22 protein-coding genes are annotated in these 18,002 nt (G+C 70.9%); 19 read left to right on the top strand and 3 right to left on the bottom strand.

All coding sequences use genetic code 11. The features are described from left to right. The 3 genes from OG764_RS39225 (at position 1) to OG764_RS39215 (ending at position 1,776) form a co-directional block, all read left to right on the top strand. On the top strand, positions 1–315 hold the full coding sequence (locus tag OG764_RS39225) for a hypothetical protein (protein WP_328973603.1): 315 nt from the start codon (positions 1–3) through the stop codon (positions 313–315). Between the two features lie 101 nt (positions 316–416). Beyond that, positions 417–1,403, top strand: a complete 987-nt coding sequence (locus OG764_RS39220) for a hypothetical protein (RefSeq protein ID WP_328973602.1) — start codon at positions 417–419, stop codon at positions 1,401–1,403. A gap of 64 nt (positions 1,404–1,467) precedes the next feature. After that, positions 1,468–1,776 carry a hypothetical protein gene (locus OG764_RS39215; RefSeq protein WP_328973601.1) on the top strand — a complete coding sequence of 103 codons (309 nt, stop codon included), beginning with the start codon at positions 1,468–1,470 and terminating at the stop codon, positions 1,774–1,776. Positions 1,777–1,849: 73 nt separating this feature from the next. Here OG764_RS39215 and OG764_RS39210 read toward each other — a convergent pair whose 3' ends face one another. After that, a complete protein-coding gene (locus tag OG764_RS39210) occupies positions 1,850–2,254 on the bottom strand; it encodes a hypothetical protein (protein WP_328973600.1) in 405 nt (134 codons plus the stop codon). Further along, on the bottom strand, positions 2,251–2,790 hold the full coding sequence (locus tag OG764_RS39205; RefSeq protein ID WP_328973599.1) for a hypothetical protein: 540 nt from the start codon (positions 2,788–2,790) through the stop codon (positions 2,251–2,253). The genes OG764_RS39210 and OG764_RS39205 overlap by 4 nt, the downstream gene beginning before the upstream one ends. Before the next feature lie 312 nt (positions 2,791–3,102). Here OG764_RS39205 and OG764_RS39200 point away from each other — a divergent pair, with 312 nt between their 5' ends. After that, on the top strand, positions 3,103–3,402 hold the full coding sequence (locus OG764_RS39200; protein ID WP_328973598.1) for a hypothetical protein: 300 nt from the start codon (positions 3,103–3,105) through the stop codon (positions 3,400–3,402). 327 nt (positions 3,403–3,729) lie between these two features. Here the strand turns inward: OG764_RS39200 and OG764_RS39195 are convergent, their stop codons facing one another. Then, positions 3,730–3,957 carry a hypothetical protein gene (locus OG764_RS39195; RefSeq protein ID WP_328973597.1) on the bottom strand — a complete coding sequence of 76 codons (228 nt, stop codon included), beginning with the start codon at positions 3,955–3,957 and terminating at the stop codon, positions 3,730–3,732. Between the two features lie 230 nt (positions 3,958–4,187). Here OG764_RS39195 and OG764_RS39190 point away from each other — a divergent pair, with 230 nt between their 5' ends. The 15 genes from OG764_RS39190 to OG764_RS39120 all read left to right on the top strand — a co-directional run bounded on the left by OG764_RS39190 (position 4,188) and on the right by OG764_RS39120 (position 18,002). Further along, positions 4,188–5,207: a DUF932 domain-containing protein gene (locus OG764_RS39190; protein ID WP_328973596.1), complete on the top strand. Its 1,020-nt coding sequence runs from the start codon at positions 4,188–4,190 to the stop codon at positions 5,205–5,207. A gap of 91 nt (positions 5,208–5,298) precedes the next feature. Next, on the top strand, positions 5,299–5,595 hold the full coding sequence (locus tag OG764_RS39185; RefSeq protein WP_328973595.1) for a hypothetical protein: 297 nt from the start codon (positions 5,299–5,301) through the stop codon (positions 5,593–5,595). Positions 5,596–5,621: 26 nt separating this feature from the next. Then, complete coding sequence (locus tag OG764_RS39180) at positions 5,622–6,308, top strand: hypothetical protein (protein WP_328973594.1); 687 nt, start codon at positions 5,622–5,624, stop codon at positions 6,306–6,308. 100 nt (positions 6,309–6,408) lie between these two features. Continuing rightward, entirely contained in the window at positions 6,409–6,861 is a 453-nt protein-coding gene (locus OG764_RS39175; RefSeq protein WP_328973593.1) for a hypothetical protein, read from the top strand. 94 nt (positions 6,862–6,955) lie between these two features. Beyond that, positions 6,956–7,327, top strand: coding sequence for a hypothetical protein (locus tag OG764_RS39170; protein ID WP_328973592.1), 372 nt, complete (start codon positions 6,956–6,958; stop codon positions 7,325–7,327). Positions 7,328–7,464: 137 nt separating this feature from the next. After that, positions 7,465–9,516 (top strand): NAD-dependent DNA ligase LigA, encoded by a 2,052-nt coding sequence (ligA, locus tag OG764_RS39165; protein WP_328973591.1) that lies wholly within the window; start codon positions 7,465–7,467, stop codon positions 9,514–9,516. A 203-nt stretch (positions 9,517–9,719) separates the two neighbouring features. Further along, the gene (locus OG764_RS39160) at positions 9,720–10,535 is read left to right on the top strand and encodes a toxin glutamine deamidase domain-containing protein (RefSeq protein ID WP_328973590.1); all 816 of its coding nucleotides are present in this window, start codon (positions 9,720–9,722) and stop codon (positions 10,533–10,535) included. Between the two features lie 85 nt (positions 10,536–10,620). Beyond that, on the top strand, positions 10,621–10,914 hold the full coding sequence (locus tag OG764_RS39155; RefSeq protein ID WP_328973589.1) for a hypothetical protein: 294 nt from the start codon (positions 10,621–10,623) through the stop codon (positions 10,912–10,914). A gap of 342 nt (positions 10,915–11,256) precedes the next feature. Continuing rightward, positions 11,257–12,552: a hypothetical protein gene (locus tag OG764_RS39150; RefSeq protein WP_328973588.1), complete on the top strand. Its 1,296-nt coding sequence runs from the start codon at positions 11,257–11,259 to the stop codon at positions 12,550–12,552. A 100-nt stretch (positions 12,553–12,652) separates the two neighbouring features. Further along, positions 12,653–12,967, top strand: coding sequence for a hypothetical protein (locus tag OG764_RS39145; RefSeq protein WP_328973587.1), 315 nt, complete (start codon positions 12,653–12,655; stop codon positions 12,965–12,967). A 58-nt stretch (positions 12,968–13,025) separates the two neighbouring features. Beyond that, positions 13,026–13,328 carry a hypothetical protein gene (locus OG764_RS39140; RefSeq protein ID WP_328973586.1) on the top strand — a complete coding sequence of 101 codons (303 nt, stop codon included), beginning with the start codon at positions 13,026–13,028 and terminating at the stop codon, positions 13,326–13,328. Between the two features lie 151 nt (positions 13,329–13,479). Further along, positions 13,480–14,025 (top strand): hypothetical protein, encoded by a 546-nt coding sequence (locus OG764_RS39135; RefSeq protein ID WP_328973585.1) that lies wholly within the window; start codon positions 13,480–13,482, stop codon positions 14,023–14,025. Between the two features lie 137 nt (positions 14,026–14,162). Then, the gene (locus OG764_RS39130) at positions 14,163–14,708 is read left to right on the top strand and encodes a hypothetical protein (protein ID WP_328973584.1); all 546 of its coding nucleotides are present in this window, start codon (positions 14,163–14,165) and stop codon (positions 14,706–14,708) included. Between the two features lie 216 nt (positions 14,709–14,924). Then, positions 14,925–17,462 carry a hypothetical protein gene (locus tag OG764_RS39125; protein WP_328973583.1) on the top strand — a complete coding sequence of 846 codons (2,538 nt, stop codon included), beginning with the start codon at positions 14,925–14,927 and terminating at the stop codon, positions 17,460–17,462. Between the two features lie 111 nt (positions 17,463–17,573). After that, positions 17,574–18,002: a DUF3592 domain-containing protein gene (locus tag OG764_RS39120; RefSeq protein ID WP_328973582.1), complete on the top strand. Its 429-nt coding sequence runs from the start codon at positions 17,574–17,576 to the stop codon at positions 18,000–18,002.

Below are 18,002 nucleotides of genomic sequence, written 5' to 3'. Positions count from 1 at the left end.
ATGCCACCGCGACTGACCCCCGGCCGGCTGATCGCGTTGCGCGATGCCGCCGTGCGCTCCTCGGGCAGCCTTCATCCCATGCTGGTGGGCGAGGCGGACGTCCGCGCCCTGGAGTCGCTCGGCCTCGTGGGTTTCCTCGACGGCTGCGGGCACGGCCTGGGCGCAGCGGACCCCGACGGTGAGCATCGCGGCCACCCGCACCTTCTGCGGCTGACCGCCGCGGGGCGCGAGAGCGTCCGCGCGGCCGGCGGCCCTCTTCGCGCGCAACGAGCAGGCCGCCCCCTGCCGCCACTCACGGGCGACCATCAAAATTGACACACACCCCCTCTCGTGAGAACATTAGCTAATAGAGGAAGGGTGGGATCTCTCACCAAGTACCGCCACTGCCTGCCGATACGCCCATCCGGAGTCCCCTCATGAAGAACATTGCCGAAGCCCGCAAGGCATTCGAGAAGCTGCCCGCGCACATCACCACCGCGCAGATCACCGAGGCCACCGGCTACCCCTACGTGCACAACTGGGTGAGGACCGACCCCACCTTCCCCGGCGAGGCCGACCGCAAGGACGGCACCGTCTACCGCGACCGTGAGGCCGTCCTGAACTGGTACGCCGCCCGGCACACCCAGGAGCCGAGCAAGCGGCGCGGCCCGCGCAGGATGGAGGCGCAGGTTCTCGCTGCCCGCCCCACGCAGGTGCTGATGGACTCCGCGGAACTGGCCGAGCTCCTGGACCTGACCCGGCGCGCGGTGAACAAGTACGCCGAGCGCTACCCGTCCGGGGCGGCCGACGACCCCTTTCCTCTCGCCGACGCCGACGGCAAGCGCTCCTGGAGCCAGCTGAGGGCCTGGTTCCTGCGCAGGAGCGATCCGATGCCCACGGCGGGCGAGAGCGGCGCTCCCGAGTGGGCGGACCTGCGTGCATGGCTGCTGGGGCACGCCGAGGACGGCACTGAGGCTGTCGACGGCCGTGTCTACCTTGACGAGTTGGGTCTCACCACCGGCCAGCGCGACGTCGTCGAACGCGCCCGTCGCGCCCGTGCCCACCAGGTCCGCGTGCCGATCGAGTGGCTGGCGGAGGTGCTCCACCTGGAGGAGCCGGGTCAGGCGGAGTGGCTCGACACGCTCCTCAGCGAGCCCGACACCGCGCCCGTTGCGCCGAGCATCGAGGTCAGCGCGAACCTCGCACAGGAGCAGCGCCGGCTGAAGCCCACCGCGCTGGCCCGCGAACTGGGGCTGAACATCGAGTCGGTGAAGCACTTCGCACGCGTGTACACGCCGGAGAAGTCCGAGGACCCCTTCCCGGCCAAGGACTCCTCCAGCGCCCGCGACGTCGCGGAAGTCAAGGAGTGGCTGATCCGCAATCGCAAGATCCGCCCTGCCGAGGCCCCGGCGGCCGACGTGTAGCCGCCGGCCCGATTCGTTGTACTCCCCCGCCCCCGCCCGTCACTGGGCGCCGAGAGGAATCCAGGTGATCACCCTGCTCGACATCGAAGCCGACGCGCCGCTCAGCCCCGACGACGCCGGCCACGCCGTCCGGCTCCTCGCCCTCGCCGAATCCCTCGGCATCGACCCGGTCGACCTGGACGTGGCGGTGCACGACGCGGCCGCGGGCTACGCCAGCGCCGCATCCGGTGCCGAGGACGACGACGCGCCCTACGAAGAGGCCGGCCGCCAGGCCGCCGGCGTCAACAACGCCGGCCTGGACAAGCAGGTGACCTACCTCGTCGCCCAGAACGGACATGAGCAGACCGAGCGGATCCTCCGCGAGGCCGTCTGAGGGCCCCGGACTCCCCGCGTGCCGACGCCGATCGGCACGCGGGCGTCCCGCGAGGGGCGCGGCACGGGCACCGTCACCGTCGTTCGGCCTGGGGCTGCATCTGATGTCCGGGCGCCATGATGATCTCGGCGTGACGTGCCCGGACGGAGAGCGGCAGCCCTACGGCCTTGCGGGCCCGCCGGTAGGTCAGCGCCCACCCCATCTCCCGCCGCTCGGCCCCGTCTCCCGCCGGCTCGACGCGCCACCACAGCCATCCGAACGGATGTGAGCGGCCCGAGGCGAACGGGGCGACCAAGGCGTAGGTCGGCAGCTTGCTCATGTCCGTCAGGGTCTTGGACATCTCCGGGATCCCGCCGAGCTTGATCAGGTCCTGTCGGGTGTCGGCGCGCGCCTTGTGCGCAGCCGCCCGGCCTGCCGCGTACAGGAACCAGGCGGTGACCGCGGCGGCCAGGACGGCGAGCAGCATCCAGCCGTTCACCGGCCGCCCGCCGTCCCGGGGACCAGGCGCAGGCCGGCGCCCTGTCGCTCCGGCTCCGCCTCAGTGCTGGTCACGGAGTCGGGCCCGCGGAACCGGGCCAGCACCTGCTCGACGTCCCCGATCGCGGCCTTGGCCTCGTCGTAGGCGGCCTGTGCTTCGTTGAACTGCGGCCAGGCCCGTACGGCGTCGCCGTCCACGTACTGCCGGGACATCTCGCTGGTCTTGTCCGTGGCCGCGGCCTCGAGGGCGAAGCGCTCGTTGCAGTAGCCGGTCCAGGAGGAGCGCAGGCTCAACAGGCGCCGGCTGGCCATCAGGGCGGGCAGGAGCGTGGGGACCAACGGGGAGTCGGGTGTGATGGCGGCGGCCAGTTTGTGCAGCGCGTTGTGCACGGCGAGGCTGTCGTAGACGGCTTCGCCGACGAGGCAGTCCGGGTCGCGGCCCGGTGTGACGCCGAGGAACGGCGTGCGGGTCGCTACCTCCAGGTGCGCGCGCCAGGCCAGTTCGCGCTCGATGGCGGGCCGCGTTGGGTCGGACATGTTCTCCCCCTCGTGCGCACGGTGCGCGTCGCACGCTTGTCTACCTGAGCACCGCGCCGGTCACAACGGACACACGGGCCCCATAGGTCCCGCGCGTCACCGCAAGGCCGTGTAGCCCACGAAGGCTGGTGAGTCCGGGGCACCCCGGACTTCGCCGTCGAGCAGCGCCATTCCCCGCGCGGGCCGCGCCTCCCGCCTGCGACGGTGCAGCCGCCTGGTGTCCATCTCGCTGCGTAAACTGCTGGCTCGTGTGCCTGTCTGTGATGTCAACGTGCACACTGACGGTTTCCCGCTCGACCGAAGGACTGAGTCGTGCCCGACCGACCTGAGATTGTCTGCATCTGCGGCTCTGCCCGGTTCGTGGACGAGATGCGTGCGGCGAACCGTGATCTGACCTTCGCCGGTGTCATCGTCGTCGCGCCAGGCGAAGCAGACGAGTTGATCACCGACGAGCAGAAGTCTGCGCTGGACGCCCTCCACCTGCGCAAGATCGACCTGGCTGACCGGGTTCTGGTCGTCAACCCCGGCGGGTATATCGGCGAGTCCACGAGCAGGGAAATCGCATATGCCCACGCCGCCGGCAAGCCGATCTCGTACACCGATCCCGTCTGACCGGTAGACGCTTCGCGGTGCGCGCGGGCAACGAGCCGCGGTCAGACTCTCGAAATCAGCGCTGGTCACCGTGGGGACACCACGCTCCGCGCCGCGGAGAGCGCCTGTCGGCACCGAAGCCCCGTCGCGGTTCACGGCGGGGCTTGGGGTGCGGCTCGCGGCCGCTAAAGTAGGGAACGCGTTCACCTCGTCCCAGCGCTTCGGCGCGTGGGCGGTGTGTCGTGGTGAGGGGCCGGACGGCCTTGCAAACCCCCTTCTTCACCGAAGGGGGAGACTTCGGTCTGTCGTCCGGCCCCGATTCTGCTGTCCGCGTCCTCGCGGATCCCCTCACTGTTGGACCGGGCCTCCCGGCCGGTCTGCCCGCTCGCTCTGCCGACGGCGCCAGCCGTCCCAGGCCAGCCACGCCGTGCACGCGGCAACGACCGCGATCCCCGCCCAGGTCACTGCGGCCTGGTGCGCCGCGTTGGCGACCAGAGCGGTCGCGAAGGCCACGACTCCGATGACCACGACCGCGCTCGCCCGGATCCTGGCCGGCCTGTCCGTACGCCCCACCATGTCAATTCCTCCGAAGACTGTCCTGCGCCACGGGTGAGTGTGCCGCACCCCTTGTCCCCTTGCCTGCCGGTCGACGACTTGTCCGTGTCGGGCATGTGTCGTGGCTGCGGCCCTGTGGGGGTACCTCAATCATCGCGACCCTTTTAACTTGACGCAACCCCCCGCCAGGCGTAATATTAAAAGGGTCAGGGAGTCGGACGGGCTCCCAGTCGATTGAGGAGCTATTGCCTGTGACTGTGCTTGAGATCCCCACCAACGGAACCGCCCTTCGCGCCCCGGGCCGCAAGGACGCCTGGACCATCCTGGGCACCGATGTCAGCGAGGCGAACACCGCCCGCGAGGCCCTGGAAATGGCCGACATGCGCGACTGGGACGTGCGCCTGCTGGGCGATGTCACCGCCAAGTACACCGAGATCCACGAGGACGGCGTCACGACCCACGAGGTCAAGATGCCCGACACCCGCGCCACTGTCCGTACCAACCCGCGCACCGGCGGCACCGAGTACCTCGGCACCGTGGGCCGCAAGTACACCCCGGTCCAGATCGAGGCGTACGAGAAGGTTCTGGACCTGGCCCGTACCGAGTCCGGCGCCGTCTTCCACAAGGCAGGCGCCTACGCGGGCGGCACGAAGTTCTTCGTCTCGATGAGCCTGCCCGGCAGCACGCGTATCGGCGGGGTCGACCTGCACCACGCGCACCTGACCCTGTTCGGCAGCCACGACGGCTCCTCGTCCAACTCCCTGCACATCGGCCAGACCCGCCTGGACTGCGGCAACATGCAGCGGCTGATCATCGCGGGTGCCAAGCACAAGGTTTCGGTCCCGCACACCGCCTCGGCCCTCAAGAAGCTCGTCACCCTGGAGCACGAGCTGGCCGTCCTCTTCGACTGGCAGGACGCCTTCGAGCGCGAGGCCGAGCGGATGATCAACACCCCGCTGAGCCTGGGCCAGTTCGAGAAGCTCGTCACCAGCCGCGACCTGTGGCCCATTCCGACCAGCCCCACCACCCGCACCCGCAAGAACTACGAGACGCGCATGGACACCCTGCGCAGCCTCTTCGAGAACGCGGCCACCCAGGAGAGCATCCGGGGCACCGCATGGGCGGGCTGGAACGCGATCGGCGAGTACCTCGACCACTACGCCAAGGCCAAGTCCCTCTCGGCGCGCGCGGCGCGGTCGCTGGCCGACATCGGCGACGTCACCAAGAAGAAGACCGCCGCCCACCGCCAGCTCCTCACCCTGGCCGCCTGACCGGCCCCTCGACCGGCCGCCGGGAGCACACCCACCCGCTCCCGGCGGCCCCCTCCCCGCCACCGAAGCGACTGAAGCGACGGAGATTTCCATGTCCCCCGACGCCGAGCTGGATGCCGCCCTGTACGGGCACGGCGTCAGCGACCACGAGGACGGCCACTACGTCCACATCGCGGCCGGCCCCTGGTCGACCCGGCACTGGGCGGGCAACCCCCAGAGCCTGTGGGCCGAGGAGCGCGCCAGCTACTGGATCTCGTCGGTGTGGTCGCGGTGCGGGCGCGGCCTGACCTGGAAGACCGGTCCGCCGAGCGCGGCCACACCCCGGCCCTGCCCGGCCTGCCCGCTGAGCAACGCCGACATCGCCGCCCGCCACACCCGAATCCGCTGAGCCGACCGAACAGGACCTGTACCGCTGTGACCGCCGCCCTCACGCTCATCAACGACCACGCGACCCGCATCGTGGAGTACACGATCACCCCGTCCGCCGACGTCCCGGTGCCGCATCTGCCCTCCCGGATCGTGCCGCTGGCCGTCACCGGGTTCCGGCTGACGTACACCGGTCGCCGGGGTACCGCGTGGGACCTGGAGATCGTGACGTGCAAGGGCAATCACGCGCCCAACGGCGAGATGGGACGCGCGTTCCGCAGCCAGCAGGATCACTACCCCCATCACGCCAGCACCGGCCGCCCCGCGTGGCTCAACGCTCTGATGGACACCGCGGCCGACCCGGACGCACCGCTCCCCCGCCAACTGGCCGGGTTCACGCGCACCCACGACAGTGCGCGCCGCTCGATCGCCTTCGAGATCAGCGGCGACAGCGAGATCCCGCAGTGGCACCCGCTGAACATGCCGACGCCGAGCCCGCTGCGGCCCGACCACGTCCGGTTCAACTACGTCGCCGAGGACAACGCGTGGCGGCTCGACGCCGCCGAGTTCGAGGGGCCGTGGGTGGCGACCGGGCAGCAGCCCGGCCCGAACCAGAACCGGGGCCAGAAGCCGTACTACCCCACCTCCGGAGGCAGCTCCCTGCGCGGTGCGCCGCCGTGGGTCCTCAGCCTCGTCGGCCGCCACAGCCTGCCGCCCGAGCTGGCCGCCGTGTAGCGGCTCACCGACCGGCCACGGGGCGCCGGTCCCGTCCCCGCCGCCCCGTGGCCTTCTTCCTCAACTTCCCTTCACTCTGCTCACGTTAGGAACTGCACCTGTGGCAACCGCCAACGGAATTCTCAACGGTCTTGAGGTCATCGAGTTCGAGTTCGCCGAGACCCCGCGCAGCACTCCCGAGAACCCCCGCTACTACAAGGAGGTCCTCAAGGTCCTGCTGTCGGACGGGACCGTCGTCTACAACTGCGTCTGGCAGAACTGCGAGTTCACCAGGCCCAAGGCGAGCGGGGTATGGCCGCACGTCAAGGCCCACAAGAACCAGACCAGGGCCCCGAAGGCCACTGCGGAGCCCTCGGAGATCGACGTGGACGGGCTGCCGCTCGCCGAGGTCATCGAGCGGGCCCGGAAGGCCACCTGGTACAGCGTCCAGCTCGATGCCGCGCTGAAGAAGCTCGACAAGGCCACCCACGAGGTCGAGAAGTGGAAGCCGCGCGCCACGGCGGCCGAGAAGCAGCTCGCGACCATCCGCAACGCCTTCGCGGCGGTCGCGTAGCCCGGGGCCGTGCGGGGCGGACCGGTCGCCGGCCCGCCCCGCTCGGCCCCCGGTCCCGCTTCCCGTCACCGCCTTGAAAGGACCCCGCTTCTCCATGCTTCTCACCGACCTTCCGTCGGGCATGTTGGTGCTGACCGGCTCCGTCGTCACCGCCGTCGAGACCCGCGAACTGCACAAAGGCGACCTCCTGCGCGTGAGCGGCACCCAGGTCACCGTGACCGGCACCGACGGCCACGTCCTGTCGGACATGACCCGCGTCTTCGTCAGCTACCGGCCCTACGACGACGACACCATCCGCACCGAGGGATGGACCCTGCCCACGACCGCCCGCTTCCCCGCCGTGCAGCTGCTGCGCCCCGAGACGGTGGAGTGCTCGCTGTGTGATCCCGGCACCAACACCCACGACGTCCTCGTCGACCGCGTCCAGCACGGCTGGGTGCAGCACTGGGTGTGCGACCAGCACTAGCCCGGAGCGCTTCCCGCTCTCCCCGGCCGGGGCCTGGCCACGGCACCCAGGTGCCAGCCCCGCCTATCCCGGCTCGCTGTCCCAGGGCGCTCCCTGCGGAGCGCCCCGTCCCTGTCCCCTTCCGAGAGGAACCCTGCATGACCACTACTTTCGCTGCTCCCCTGGCCGATCCTGCCGCCTACAGCGCCGCGGTCGACTCCGCTCTCGCCGCCTGCCGCGCGTACTACGGGCCGGGGGACACCACCTTCTCCGACACCGACTACGACCAGCTGGCCCGCCAGATCCGGGAGTACGAACTCCTCCACCCCGAGCACCTCCGCGAGGACTCCCCCATCGGGAAGGTCGGCGGCGGCGTGGCGACCGGCAACATCGCCCACACCGTGCCGATGCTGTCGCTCGGCAACGTGTACTCGGCCAAGGAACTCCTGAAGTGGGCGGCGTCGCTGGTGCGCCGCATCGGCGGGCCGGTGCGCGGCGGGTACGCGGTCGAGGGGAAGTTCGACGGGCTGGCCGTGACGGCGCTCTACCGTGACGGCCGCCTGGTGCAGCTCATCAAGCGCGGCGACCACACCAAGGGCGAGGACGTCACACACGCGGTCGGCCTCATCTCCGGTTTGCCCACGCAGCTGTCCGCACCGCTGACCGTCGAGGTCCGCGGCGAGGTCCTGCTGACGCGCGCCCAGCTTGCGGCGGCCAACGAGATCCGGCGCGCGCACAAGGCGAGGCCGTTCAAGAACGCGCGGGCCGGAGCGGCGGGCACCCTGGCCGCCAAGAACCGCTCCTACCGCATCGAGCTGACGTTCTTCGCGTACAGCGCTATCCAGCTCGACGGCGTGCCGCTCAGCCCGGCATCCCCCACGCACCAGGCGCTGCTGTCACTGGTGGCGGAAGCGGGCGTGCAGACGAGCGCCGACTCCGCGACCGGACTTCGGGTGGTCGCCACGCTGGCCGAGGCGCAGCAGCGTGTCGAGGAGATCGCCGAGATGCGGCCGGACCTCCCGTTCGGGATCGATGGCGTGGTCATCAAGGCCAACGCGATCGACGAGCAGGAGGAGGCTGGGACCGCCAGTGACCACCCGCACTGGGCCACCGCCTTCAAGCTGCCCCCGGAGACGGCGGAAACCAAGGTCACCGGAATCGAGTGGAACGTCGGCAAGGCCCGCATCATCGCGCCCCGCGCGGTCCTGGAGCCGGTCGAGCTGGACGGCAGCACGGTGAAGTTCGCGACGCTGAACAACCCGCAGTTCATCCGCAACCTGGGATTGATGATCGGGGACACCGTGGTCATCGCCAAGGCCGGGGACGTGATTCCCCAGGTCCTGTCCGTGGCGGTGGACAAGCGCACCGGCAGCGAGACGCCCGTCGGCTTCCCCGCGTCCTGCCCGCAGTGCGGCGGCGACGTCGACACCTCCGGCGAGCGGTGGGAGTGCGCCGAGGGCATCAACGGCACCTGCGGTGCGCTCGCCGGACTCATCTACGCGGTTGGCCGCGAACAGTTGCACATCGAAGGACTCGGCGAGACCTACATCGAGGCCCTGTTCGACATGGGCGTCCTCAGCGACGTCGCGGACTATTTCACCCTGACCGAGGAGCAGTTGGCCGAGGCCACGGGGTCCGCGAAGCGTGCGAAGACGGTGCTCGGCGAGATCGCCAAGGCCAAGGAGCAGCCGCTGGACCGGGTGCTGTGCAGCCTCGGGATTGTGCGCACCGGCCGGTCCGTGTCCAAGGCGCTCGCCCGCGAGTTCGGCACCATGGACAAGGTCCTGGCCGCCGACGCCGCGGCCCTGGCGCAGGTGAAGGTGCGGGTGAACAAGGTCGGCACCGCCAACGCGGCGAAGATCGCCGCGCACCTTCAGGTGCTGCGCCCGGTCATCGCCAAGCTGAAGGCCGCGGGCGTGAACATGACGCAGCCGGACGGCCCCGTGAAGAACACCACCGGCCCGCTCGTCGGGCAGACCATCGTGGTGACCGGTGGCATGACCGGTGCTCTCGCCGGACGCAACAGGGGCGCGATGAACAAGCTGATCGAGGCTGCTGGCGGTGAACCTGCGGGCAGCGTCAGCAAGAGCACGACGCTGCTGGTCGCGGGCGAGAACGCCGGGTCCAAGCTCGCCAAGGCCCAGCAGCTGGGCATCACGGTCCTGGACGAGGAGAAGTTCGCGGCGCTGGTCGCCGACTACCTCTCCTGACTCATCTCGTCTCCGGTGAGGCGGGGCAGCCGTACGCGGCTGCCCCGCCTCATTGCGTCCGCCCCGTCTCGTTCGGGGTCGGCGCCACCGCTTCGCTCCGCCCGGGATCGCTCGGCCGGGATCGCCGGACTCTGTCCACAGGCCGGGCGATCCAGCCTGCTCCGTGAACGGCCAGGTGACTGGCCCGGAGAAGGGGAGCAGACGTGTGCAGATCACTCGCGCAGGGCGGCCGGCGCTGCCGGGGGAGCAGCCTGGCAGTCCGGCGGGCCCGGTATGCCACGGCTACCTCCGCGGCTGCCAAGAACTACCAGCAGGCTCTTGACGAGGGCGAGGTCGACTACGGCGGGCCCGCGTGGCGTGCCCGCCAGCGGGCTCAGGCGAGTGCCGATCGGGCCCGTGCTGCGGCGGAGGAAGGGGACCACGACGCGGCGGAGCGCGCTGCCCTGGACGCCAAGAACCAGATGAACCACGCCGCTCAGCTGGCCCGGAGTCACACGCAGGGGAGCGTTGCCCGAGCTGCCGCGGCGCGGCGTACGAACAAGCAGGTCGACAAGGCGCTGGACGCCGCCAACCCGAAGTACCAGCCAGGCGTGCAGGCCTACTCGATGAACTGCAGCCACGTGGCGCAGGCCTACGAGCTGCGCCGACGCGGGATGGACGTCCAAGCCGGCCCCGACTCGACGCGCGGGCGCAAGGTGTCCGAGCTCGGGGAGGCATGGGGTGGCAATTTCACCCATTGCGACAGCGGCACCGCGGATGTCGGCCGGTCCGAGATCGAGCGGGCGTTCGGCGAGCCGGGGTCCCGCGGCATGGTTGCCGTGTGGTGGAAGAACGGCGGTGGACACGCCTTCACGGTCGAGAACGTCGGGGGCAAGATCCGGTTCGTCGACGGCCAGCCGACCCCGGCGGTGACCGATGCCGGGCACTACTTCTCGCTGGCCAAGTCCAGTGCGTACATGCGCATGGACGACAAGCCCACGCCGTCGAAGAAGACGTTGGAGCGCTTCATCGCGGGCTAGACGAGAATCCGGCGCCATTTCAATTTGACAGACACCCCCGATCGGGGTACTTTAATGATATCGGATACGAGGATTGGACCCGCCCATGACCATCACATACGAGCAGGCGCGCGACCGGGTACGCACGGAGCTTGAGCCTTCCTGGAGCACCGGCACGTTCACCATCGACGACCGGATGATCGTGGAGAACGACGACATGTACGTCTTCGAGGTCGGCGCGAGCGAGTTCCTCAAGGATCACGACCCCGACTTCCAGATCGTCGGCGGCGTCACCGTGGTCTACAAGAAGGACGGCCGCGTCGCCAGCCTTCCCTCCGTACAGGTGGCGCTCGACCAGTCCATTCAGCGGCGCGCCAACCCCGCGCCGGTCTTCAGCTGACGTAGGCCCGCGCCTTCAAGGCGCCTCCAGTTCTCGACCCTGACCCAGAGAGGCGGGGCGGCCGCATACGGCCGCCCCGCTTCTGTGCGTCCGCATCAGGTACGAGCCGCACCGGAAGCGGCTCCACCCTCCCCGGCGATCGACGGCCTCTGTCCACAGGCCGCCCCTTCCAAGATCGCGTTGCTGCCCGCTCGGGCAGCCCCGCGGATCGCGGGTGAGGAAGGGAGGGCGCTTCCGGTGTGCAGGTCGCAATCCAAGGGCGGGCGCAGGTGCGACTCATCCCACCCGGCCGTTCGGGCCGCGCGCCGCGCAGCCTCGACCGCTCTGCGCAAGGACGTCGCCGTGGCCGGCGCCGGGCATCCCGCGCTCGGCGCGTACGCCACGGCCCAGATGTGGGAGGCCAAGACCCGTCAGGCCGCCGAGAATGGCGAGGACGAGCAGGCCAAGCTGTACGCGGAGAACGCGAAGTTGTCCGCGGCCGCGACGCGCACCATGCTCGGCGACCGTAAGCAGACCCCCCGCTACCCCAACGCCACGGACCCCCGCGTCGCGTGGGCGATGCCCGCGCCTGCGCCCGAGCCGGCCGACGACGAGTGGGGCCCGGCGCAGTTGCCGGAGTACCCCGAGCACGTCCGTGCCGCCGACGCCTTCGCGCGGGCCAGCGGGGCCGGCGGGGCCGCCACGTTCGTGCCGCGCGCCGACGGCGGGCAGACGGTGGCCTGGCGCGGCGAGGACTTCGCCGGCTCGGCAACCGTGTATCCGGCCAACGGGGATGAGCCGCCGCACGCCCGGGTCGTGTTCAACCGGCTCGACCAGGGCCGCTACCAGGCGCTGGCCAACTCGCCCTGGCCCTACCGGATCGAGAACGGGCAGGTCATCTACGACCGCGTCCCCGCCGATCACGCCGAGCAGATCATCGCCGCGGCGCGCAGCCGGCAGGCGGCCCGGCCCTGGGAGCGGCACGGCCTGGGCCGCGCTGCGCAGCGCGATCAGCTGAACGAGCAGCGGGCCGGCCTGCTGGAGCCGGAGTCGGCCGCGTGGGCCTCCCGCCTTAGCTCCGAGCAGCATCACTGGGTCTCGACCTACACCGGCTCGATGTACCGGCAGATCAACGCCCACCTCTACAACGGGCACGACCTGGACCAGCCGGCGGAGAAGATGAACGTGCCGATGCGGGTGGTCACCGAGAACATCAACTCGGCGATCCGCTCGTCCGGCACCTCCGAGGTCCCTCACCGCACTTTCCGCGGGTTCACTCCCCCGCTGGAGGTCCGCAAGGCGAACCGGGTCGCGCAGTGGGCACAGGAGAACTTCCCGGCCGGCAGCCGATACCACAGTCCCTCGTTCCTCTCCTCCTCGCACTGCCCGGAGGTGGCGGGTGACACGTACTTCGCCCGGACCGACTGGGAGGACAACGGGCGGTCCGGCCAGGCCGACCACGCGGTGGTGTTCGAGATGGTCTCCCGGCGCGGGGCCGCGGTCGCGCAGGTGTCGCAGTACGGGAATCTGGAACGGGAGCGGCTGCACGAGAGCGGCTCGAACTGGGTGTCCGTGGGCGTCCAGGAGAACGTGACGATCAAGGGGCGCAAGTGCGTGGTGGTGCAGCTCGTCGACATGAACGAGGTCCGCCGACACTAACCCCTCTACTTTTACATAACTCTTGACAACGTATAGGAATGCGAGTATTCTGTTTGAAGGCGAGGAACACCCAGACTCACCAACAGACTTGGAGGACGACATGACAGGCCAACAGCCCACCCCCCGCGACTCGCGGCTGGCGGACCAGCCCGTACTGCGCCCCGTCGGACCGCTCCCGGAGGTCGGCCCGCGTCCCACCTTCGACCAGCTCATGGCACAGGAGGACGGCCGGGACTACCAGCCGCTCGCCGCGCACCTGGATGACGCCGCGCGCACCGTGCTCGGCCTTCCGGCGGCGCCGCAGGAGGTGAGCGTGGACCGCGAGCTCGCCGGCCGCATCCGCGACTACTTCTTCGACCGGCCCGCCGAGATCGCCCAGCTGCCCGACGCGGTCCGCGACCTGCTCAGCCTCTGAGCCGCGGCCTCACCGGCCCGCCGCGCCAGCACCTCTACCTGAAGGACGGTTCGTCACGATGAGCAGCCCGACCAGTGCGCCTGGCCTTCTGCACGGTCTCCGTCAGACCCTTGAGAAGGCCGGCGTACACCATGTGTCCGACGCGGAAGCATGGGTCAACGCCGGCGGCGAGGTGCTCTGCAAGGTGGCCGTGGCCCCGGACGAGCGCCCGGATGCCTCCGCCGTCCCCGAGCGCCTGCTGCTGGCCCTGCGCGCAGGCGGGTACGCCCTGGCCGCGACCTCCGACAGCGCCGCCCCGGAGTCGGCCTCCCCGGAAGCCGCCCTCCGTGGGGGCCACGCCGTCCGGATCATCCGGAACTGACCAGGTTCGACCGCAGTGGAAACCGCCCCTTCGCGTCGCCGGGCGAGGTATCCGCCCCTGCGCCGAGCACCACATGTTCCAGGCGTCCGCTCGCTGACCTCACCTCCGGCGCGGGACGTTCATCCGCCCGAAGCCCGAAGGGGACACCACGATGCTGACCAGCACGACGATCCGGTGCGCTCAGTGCCGGTGCACCGACCTCGAGCCGCGCCTGGTCCAGCAGGCCGGCACAAGCAAGGACGTGATCGGCTTCGACTGCCGCGGCTGCAACGCCGGCTGGGGTGTGCTGGAGACCCCGCAGTTCTCCGGCCCGGACTACCGCTGCGCCTACGACGGCGCCCCGAGCCCGGACGCCGAGCAGTTCGCCCTGGCCGCCCTGGCCGAACAGGGTGCGGCCGACGTCGGCGAGGTCCGCACCTTCCTGCTGCGCAAGGCCGCGCTGCTGGACCGACTCGCCTACGACAGCGAGCTGGACCGGTTTCGCGGCCTGCACTCGGAAGCGGTCATCGAGCGGATCAACTCTCAGGCCGCCCAGGCCGCGTGCGACCTCATGGGTTTCGACCACGAGGCGATGGATGTGTACGTCGCCGGTCCCACCACCCCCGGCTCCGTCGCCGACGGCACCGGCCTTGACGGCGGCGCCGCCCGCGCCTACGTCCGCCAGGAGTACCGCGCCTGGCTCGACGGCCGCCAGTAGCAGCCGCGCTCCGGCGCCCCCTCAGCAGACCAGCATGCCCCTGCGGCGCCCGGCGCTCCCGGGACGCGCGGTGGCTCCGGCCGCTCTTCGTGCGGCCGCGCATCTTGTTCTCCATCGAGTAGAAGGAACGGTTCACCATGACCAGGGTCACCAACAGCATCACCGGCGGCGTCCACACCGGGACCGTCATCATGGCGGGCACGATCGGCGGTCTGAACATCGACACGGACCGCGGCGTCACCTCCCTGACCGGCGTCACCCACTGCGGCGTGCGGGACAGTGAACTCGCGTCCATGCTCGCTGAGTTCACTGACGAACTTGATCGCCCCGGCCCGCGCCTGGCCGTCCTGACCCGCGGCGAGAGCGCGGTGGTCCACTGCCTGCTCACGCTCGTCGAAGGCACAGCCACCCAGCTCTCCCCACTTGCCGCCGCACTCGCCGCGCGCCTTGCCGAGCGCGTCGCCGAGCACGACCCCGCGCTGCGTGACCTCGCCGTGGACGAAGCGGAGTTCACCGCCGCGCTCGACCGGCCCGGCCCGCGTCTGGCCGTCCTGACCAAGGGCGAGTCCGCCGTCGCCTACGCGCTGCTCGCCGCCGCCGCCGAGGAGCGCTCCGAGCTGGAGGACGTCGCCGAAGCCGTCGCCTCCCGCCTCTCCTCCCGGGCGCGCGAGTACGGCATGTGACCGCTCCCCAGCGCGTGCGCGCGGCGGGCTTGCTCTCTCCCGGCCTGCCGCCGCTACGATGACGGGCAGGCAGACCTGCTGCCGCCCGCCTTGCACTGCGGCCCGGACCCGCGTGCATCCAAGGCGCTAAGGGGGAGATCCTCACAGTGAACTGACTTTCTGCTGCGCCCACCGTCGGCGTGCCGGTCCGGGAGCCACGTCGAGGATCGGGACATCATGGCGAAAGCCGACCGCAATGCCGTCGCCCGCGCCGCCGTCACCGGCGAGAACCACGCCCAGGCGACTTCTTGGATCAAGGCCCACGGACTTCTTCACGGCCTGGCCCCCGACGCCGCCTCCGCCGAGCAGCAACTGCTCGAGGCCTCCCTGTTGTTCGCCCTCGCCCGGACCAGCGGCCCCTTCGGCCCCCTCGCGGCGGCCGGCACCCTGTTCGGCATCGCCAAGGCGAGCCCGGGGCCCGGCGACGAGCTGAGGCTGTGGCCGGCGTCCGGGTACGAGGCCGAGGTCCTGGCCCGCCTGCTGCCCAGCCGCACGAGCGAGACCAGCTCGACCGTCACCGGCGTTGCCGGACTGCGCTGGGTCCGCGACGGCAAGTACCTCGCCCTGACCCGGGTGCGCGCCGCAGGTCAGGTCCTGCTCGCCGCGCAGCCACGCGACGTACGGGAGGCCGGCATCCTGTGCGCGGCGGCGGGTCTGCTGCCGTTGTGGGACCAGGGCGGCACGGCGTTCGAGGACACCCCCCGCCGCGTCATCGACATCTCCCTCGCCGAGTCGGCGCCCGCCTGGAGCCGCGCGTTGCGCCGCCCGCTTCTCGCTCGCGAGGTCGCCTCCGGCTGGGCCTCGCGGGAGCCCACGCTCGCCGAGCTGGCCGGTGACGAGTCCGCGCTGGTGCCGCGCCCGCACGGGCCGGTCTCCCGGCGCCCGCAGATCGTGCACGTCCGCTCGACGCGCGGCGGGACCGGCTGCAGCACTTTGAGCGTCCAGATCGCCTACGGGCTGACCCGCTCCGGGCGCACCGTGGCCCTGGTGGCCGACGACGCGATGCTGCGGCATGTGGCCAAGGACGCGGCCGGCGAAACGGCGGTGTGGCACGAGCCGTTCGCCCCGGCAGGCGGCGGCCGGCTGCTGGCCGCCTCGCACGGCTACTACGGGGAACACCTGGAGGTGCGCGCCGCCGAGGCGACGAGCCGCGGGGAGGTCGTGGTCCTCGATGTGGGGGGTCGCCCGCCGGCCGAGCTCGCCGGTCTCCCGGCCGCCGACCTGACCGTTCTGACGGACAACTACCGCGCCCGGGACTGGGTGCAGGTCGACGTCATCGACCGCAGGCCCGAGCAGATTCGTGTCTTCGCCGCGCTCGACGAGCACTTCGCCCAGTGGCAGCGCCCCTCAGCGGAGCAGATGGACGCCGACCGGCTGCGTACGGCGCTGGACCGGGAGTTCTTCTACTACGCCATGCTCCGGCTTGAGGCCCCTGACGAGGCCGACGTGTACGACGTCGACGACGCCGAGGACGTCGAGGAGTGGTGGGACTTGGGGGCCGACGGAGCGCCCGGACACCCCGACGATGTCCTGCCGCCCGAAGACGGGGCACCTCTGGACCTGTGGCGCCGCCACTTCCTGGACTTCATCACCGCCGAGGGGCAGCGCCGGCACCCGGACAGCTGGGACGCGGTGCGCGACTCCTGGATCGCGCACAACCGGCTGCGTAACCTGCAGCGCCTCAGCGCCGACGGGGATCCCATCGAGGACCTGGCCGTACGGGCCTCCAAATTCCTCGCCACCATCGCTTCCGAGGTCGACCTGCAGCCGCGCGCGGCCACCGTGGAGGAGCGGGAGACCTGGCGCACCGCGAAGCTGATGCGGTGGCTCAACGCCCGGTTCAACGCACACCTGCGCCACGATGCCGCATACCTGCCCCGGTCGGCGCCGGAGACGGTGATGGCGGTCCTGGATGCCCGCTTCCTCGCGTACGGACCGCACCACGCTGAGGGATTCGCGGCGCTGGCTGATGAGGGAAAGGGCGACGACTGGTGGGATGCGGCCGCAGCCGCCCGGTCCCTGGAAGGCGCCTCCTTCCCGTTCCCGCCCGGCCCTGACGAGGACGCGGACGTCCGGGAGCAGGGGTGGGCCGCCTTCCTCGCGGCGGTCGAGGACGAGGGGGCCCGGCGCCATGGCGCAGTGTGGTCCGAGGTCCGCGCGCAATGGGTGGAGCACCGCCGCCGCCTGGAGCAGGACGCGCGTGCACCGTTCGCGCCCGCCGAGGACGAACTTCCAGCACTTCGGCAGCAGTTCGCCGCTGCCCTCGGCCCGATCACAGGCGCGGGGGTGGACTGGGAGTCGGTCATCGGCCGGTGGGTGGCCGGGGTGCGCAGCGACGCCGCGCGGGTCCGTGACTTCGACGACCTCATCGAGCGCCGCCAGAGGCCCGGCACCGGCGAGGAGACCGCCGCCGCCCTCCTGCGCGGCGTGCGTGCCCTGGGTGTTGACCCGCAGATGCCCGTGGTTCTGATCACCAACATGTACCGGCCCATGGGCGGCCCTGAAGCGGTCTCCGAGACGGCTGACGCTCTGCGCGGCCACGGCGTGGTCGCCCTGTGCACCGTGCACCAGCGCCAGGCCTTCGAGGAACTTCTCTTCGCGCCCTCGACCTGGAACGACGACCGGGTCAAGCCGGTCCAGGAGGAACTCGGGTCGGTGCTGAGCAGCGCCTTGAAGGACGCCCGGAAGCCCTCGGCTTCACCCGGTCGGGGATAACGGCGGCCTTTCCCAGCTGCGGGCATCCCGGGACTCTCCCCCCCCGGGGGTGTCCGCCGTGCCCGACATGCGTGCTGGAGGCGCGGCCCGCCGGCCGCCTAGCCTGCGCGAATGGAGATGGCGGCTGCGGGTGGGTTCCTTCTGGCGACGTTCGGTGTGCTGTGCGGCTTTCTGGTGCGGCAGTTGGTGGGACGGCTCCGGTCGCTGTTCGGCGGGCTGGTCGCCGAGGGCGTGTGCGTGCGCCGCTACTCCTCGGAGGGCAGCGAGGGCAATACCTACTGGCACCACGTCTACGGGTTCACCACGGCGGACGGCCGGTACGTGGAGTTCGAGGAGGACGCGCTGCTGATGGCCCAGGGCCAGGCGGTGACGGTCCGCTACCGGCTCGGGAAGAACCCGGCGCGCACCGCCACCGTCATGGGACGGGGCGGTGCGTGGTCGCCGCTGTTCGGGCAGCTCTTCGGGATCGGTGTCAGCGGCTGCTTCACCCTGTTGGGCCTGTTGTTCCTCTGGCTGGGCGTGGGCGAGCTCGGCCGGTAG

Source organism: Streptomyces sp. NBC_00239 (assembly GCF_036194065.1).
In the GTDB taxonomy this organism is placed as follows: domain Bacteria; phylum Actinomycetota; class Actinomycetes; order Streptomycetales; family Streptomycetaceae; genus Streptomyces.
Note: the sequence above shows the minus strand (reverse complement) of the source record. Positions and strands in the feature narration are given on the sequence as shown.

Bases quoted from the DNA above. Each gene is read 5' to 3' on its own strand.
- OG764_RS39120 (WP_328973582.1), top strand. From the start codon at position 17,574: ATGGAGATGGCGGCTGCGGGTGGGTTCCTTCTGGCGACGTTCGGTGTG.
- OG764_RS39195 (WP_328973597.1), bottom strand. From the start codon at position 3,957: ATGGTGGGGCGTACGGACAGGCCGGCCAGGATCCGGGCGAGCGCGGTC.
- OG764_RS39205 (WP_328973599.1), bottom strand. From the start codon at position 2,790: ATGTCCGACCCAACGCGGCCCGCCATCGAGCGCGAACTGGCCTGGCGC.
- OG764_RS39185 (WP_328973595.1), top strand. From the start codon at position 5,299: ATGTCCCCCGACGCCGAGCTGGATGCCGCCCTGTACGGGCACGGCGTC.
- OG764_RS39220 (WP_328973602.1), top strand. From the start codon at position 417: ATGAAGAACATTGCCGAAGCCCGCAAGGCATTCGAGAAGCTGCCCGCG.
- OG764_RS39225 (WP_328973603.1), top strand. From the start codon at position 1: ATGCCACCGCGACTGACCCCCGGCCGGCTGATCGCGTTGCGCGATGCC.
- OG764_RS39170 (WP_328973592.1), top strand. From the start codon at position 6,956: ATGCTTCTCACCGACCTTCCGTCGGGCATGTTGGTGCTGACCGGCTCC.
- OG764_RS39125 (WP_328973583.1), top strand. From the start codon at position 14,925: ATGGCGAAAGCCGACCGCAATGCCGTCGCCCGCGCCGCCGTCACCGGC.
- OG764_RS39135 (WP_328973585.1), top strand. From the start codon at position 13,480: ATGCTGACCAGCACGACGATCCGGTGCGCTCAGTGCCGGTGCACCGAC.
- OG764_RS39145 (WP_328973587.1), top strand. From the start codon at position 12,653: ATGACAGGCCAACAGCCCACCCCCCGCGACTCGCGGCTGGCGGACCAG.
- OG764_RS39140 (WP_328973586.1), top strand. From the start codon at position 13,026: ATGAGCAGCCCGACCAGTGCGCCTGGCCTTCTGCACGGTCTCCGTCAG.
- OG764_RS39155 (WP_328973589.1), top strand. From the start codon at position 10,621: ATGACCATCACATACGAGCAGGCGCGCGACCGGGTACGCACGGAGCTT.
- ligA (WP_328973591.1), top strand. From the start codon at position 7,465: ATGACCACTACTTTCGCTGCTCCCCTGGCCGATCCTGCCGCCTACAGC.
- OG764_RS39130 (WP_328973584.1), top strand. From the start codon at position 14,163: ATGACCAGGGTCACCAACAGCATCACCGGCGGCGTCCACACCGGGACC.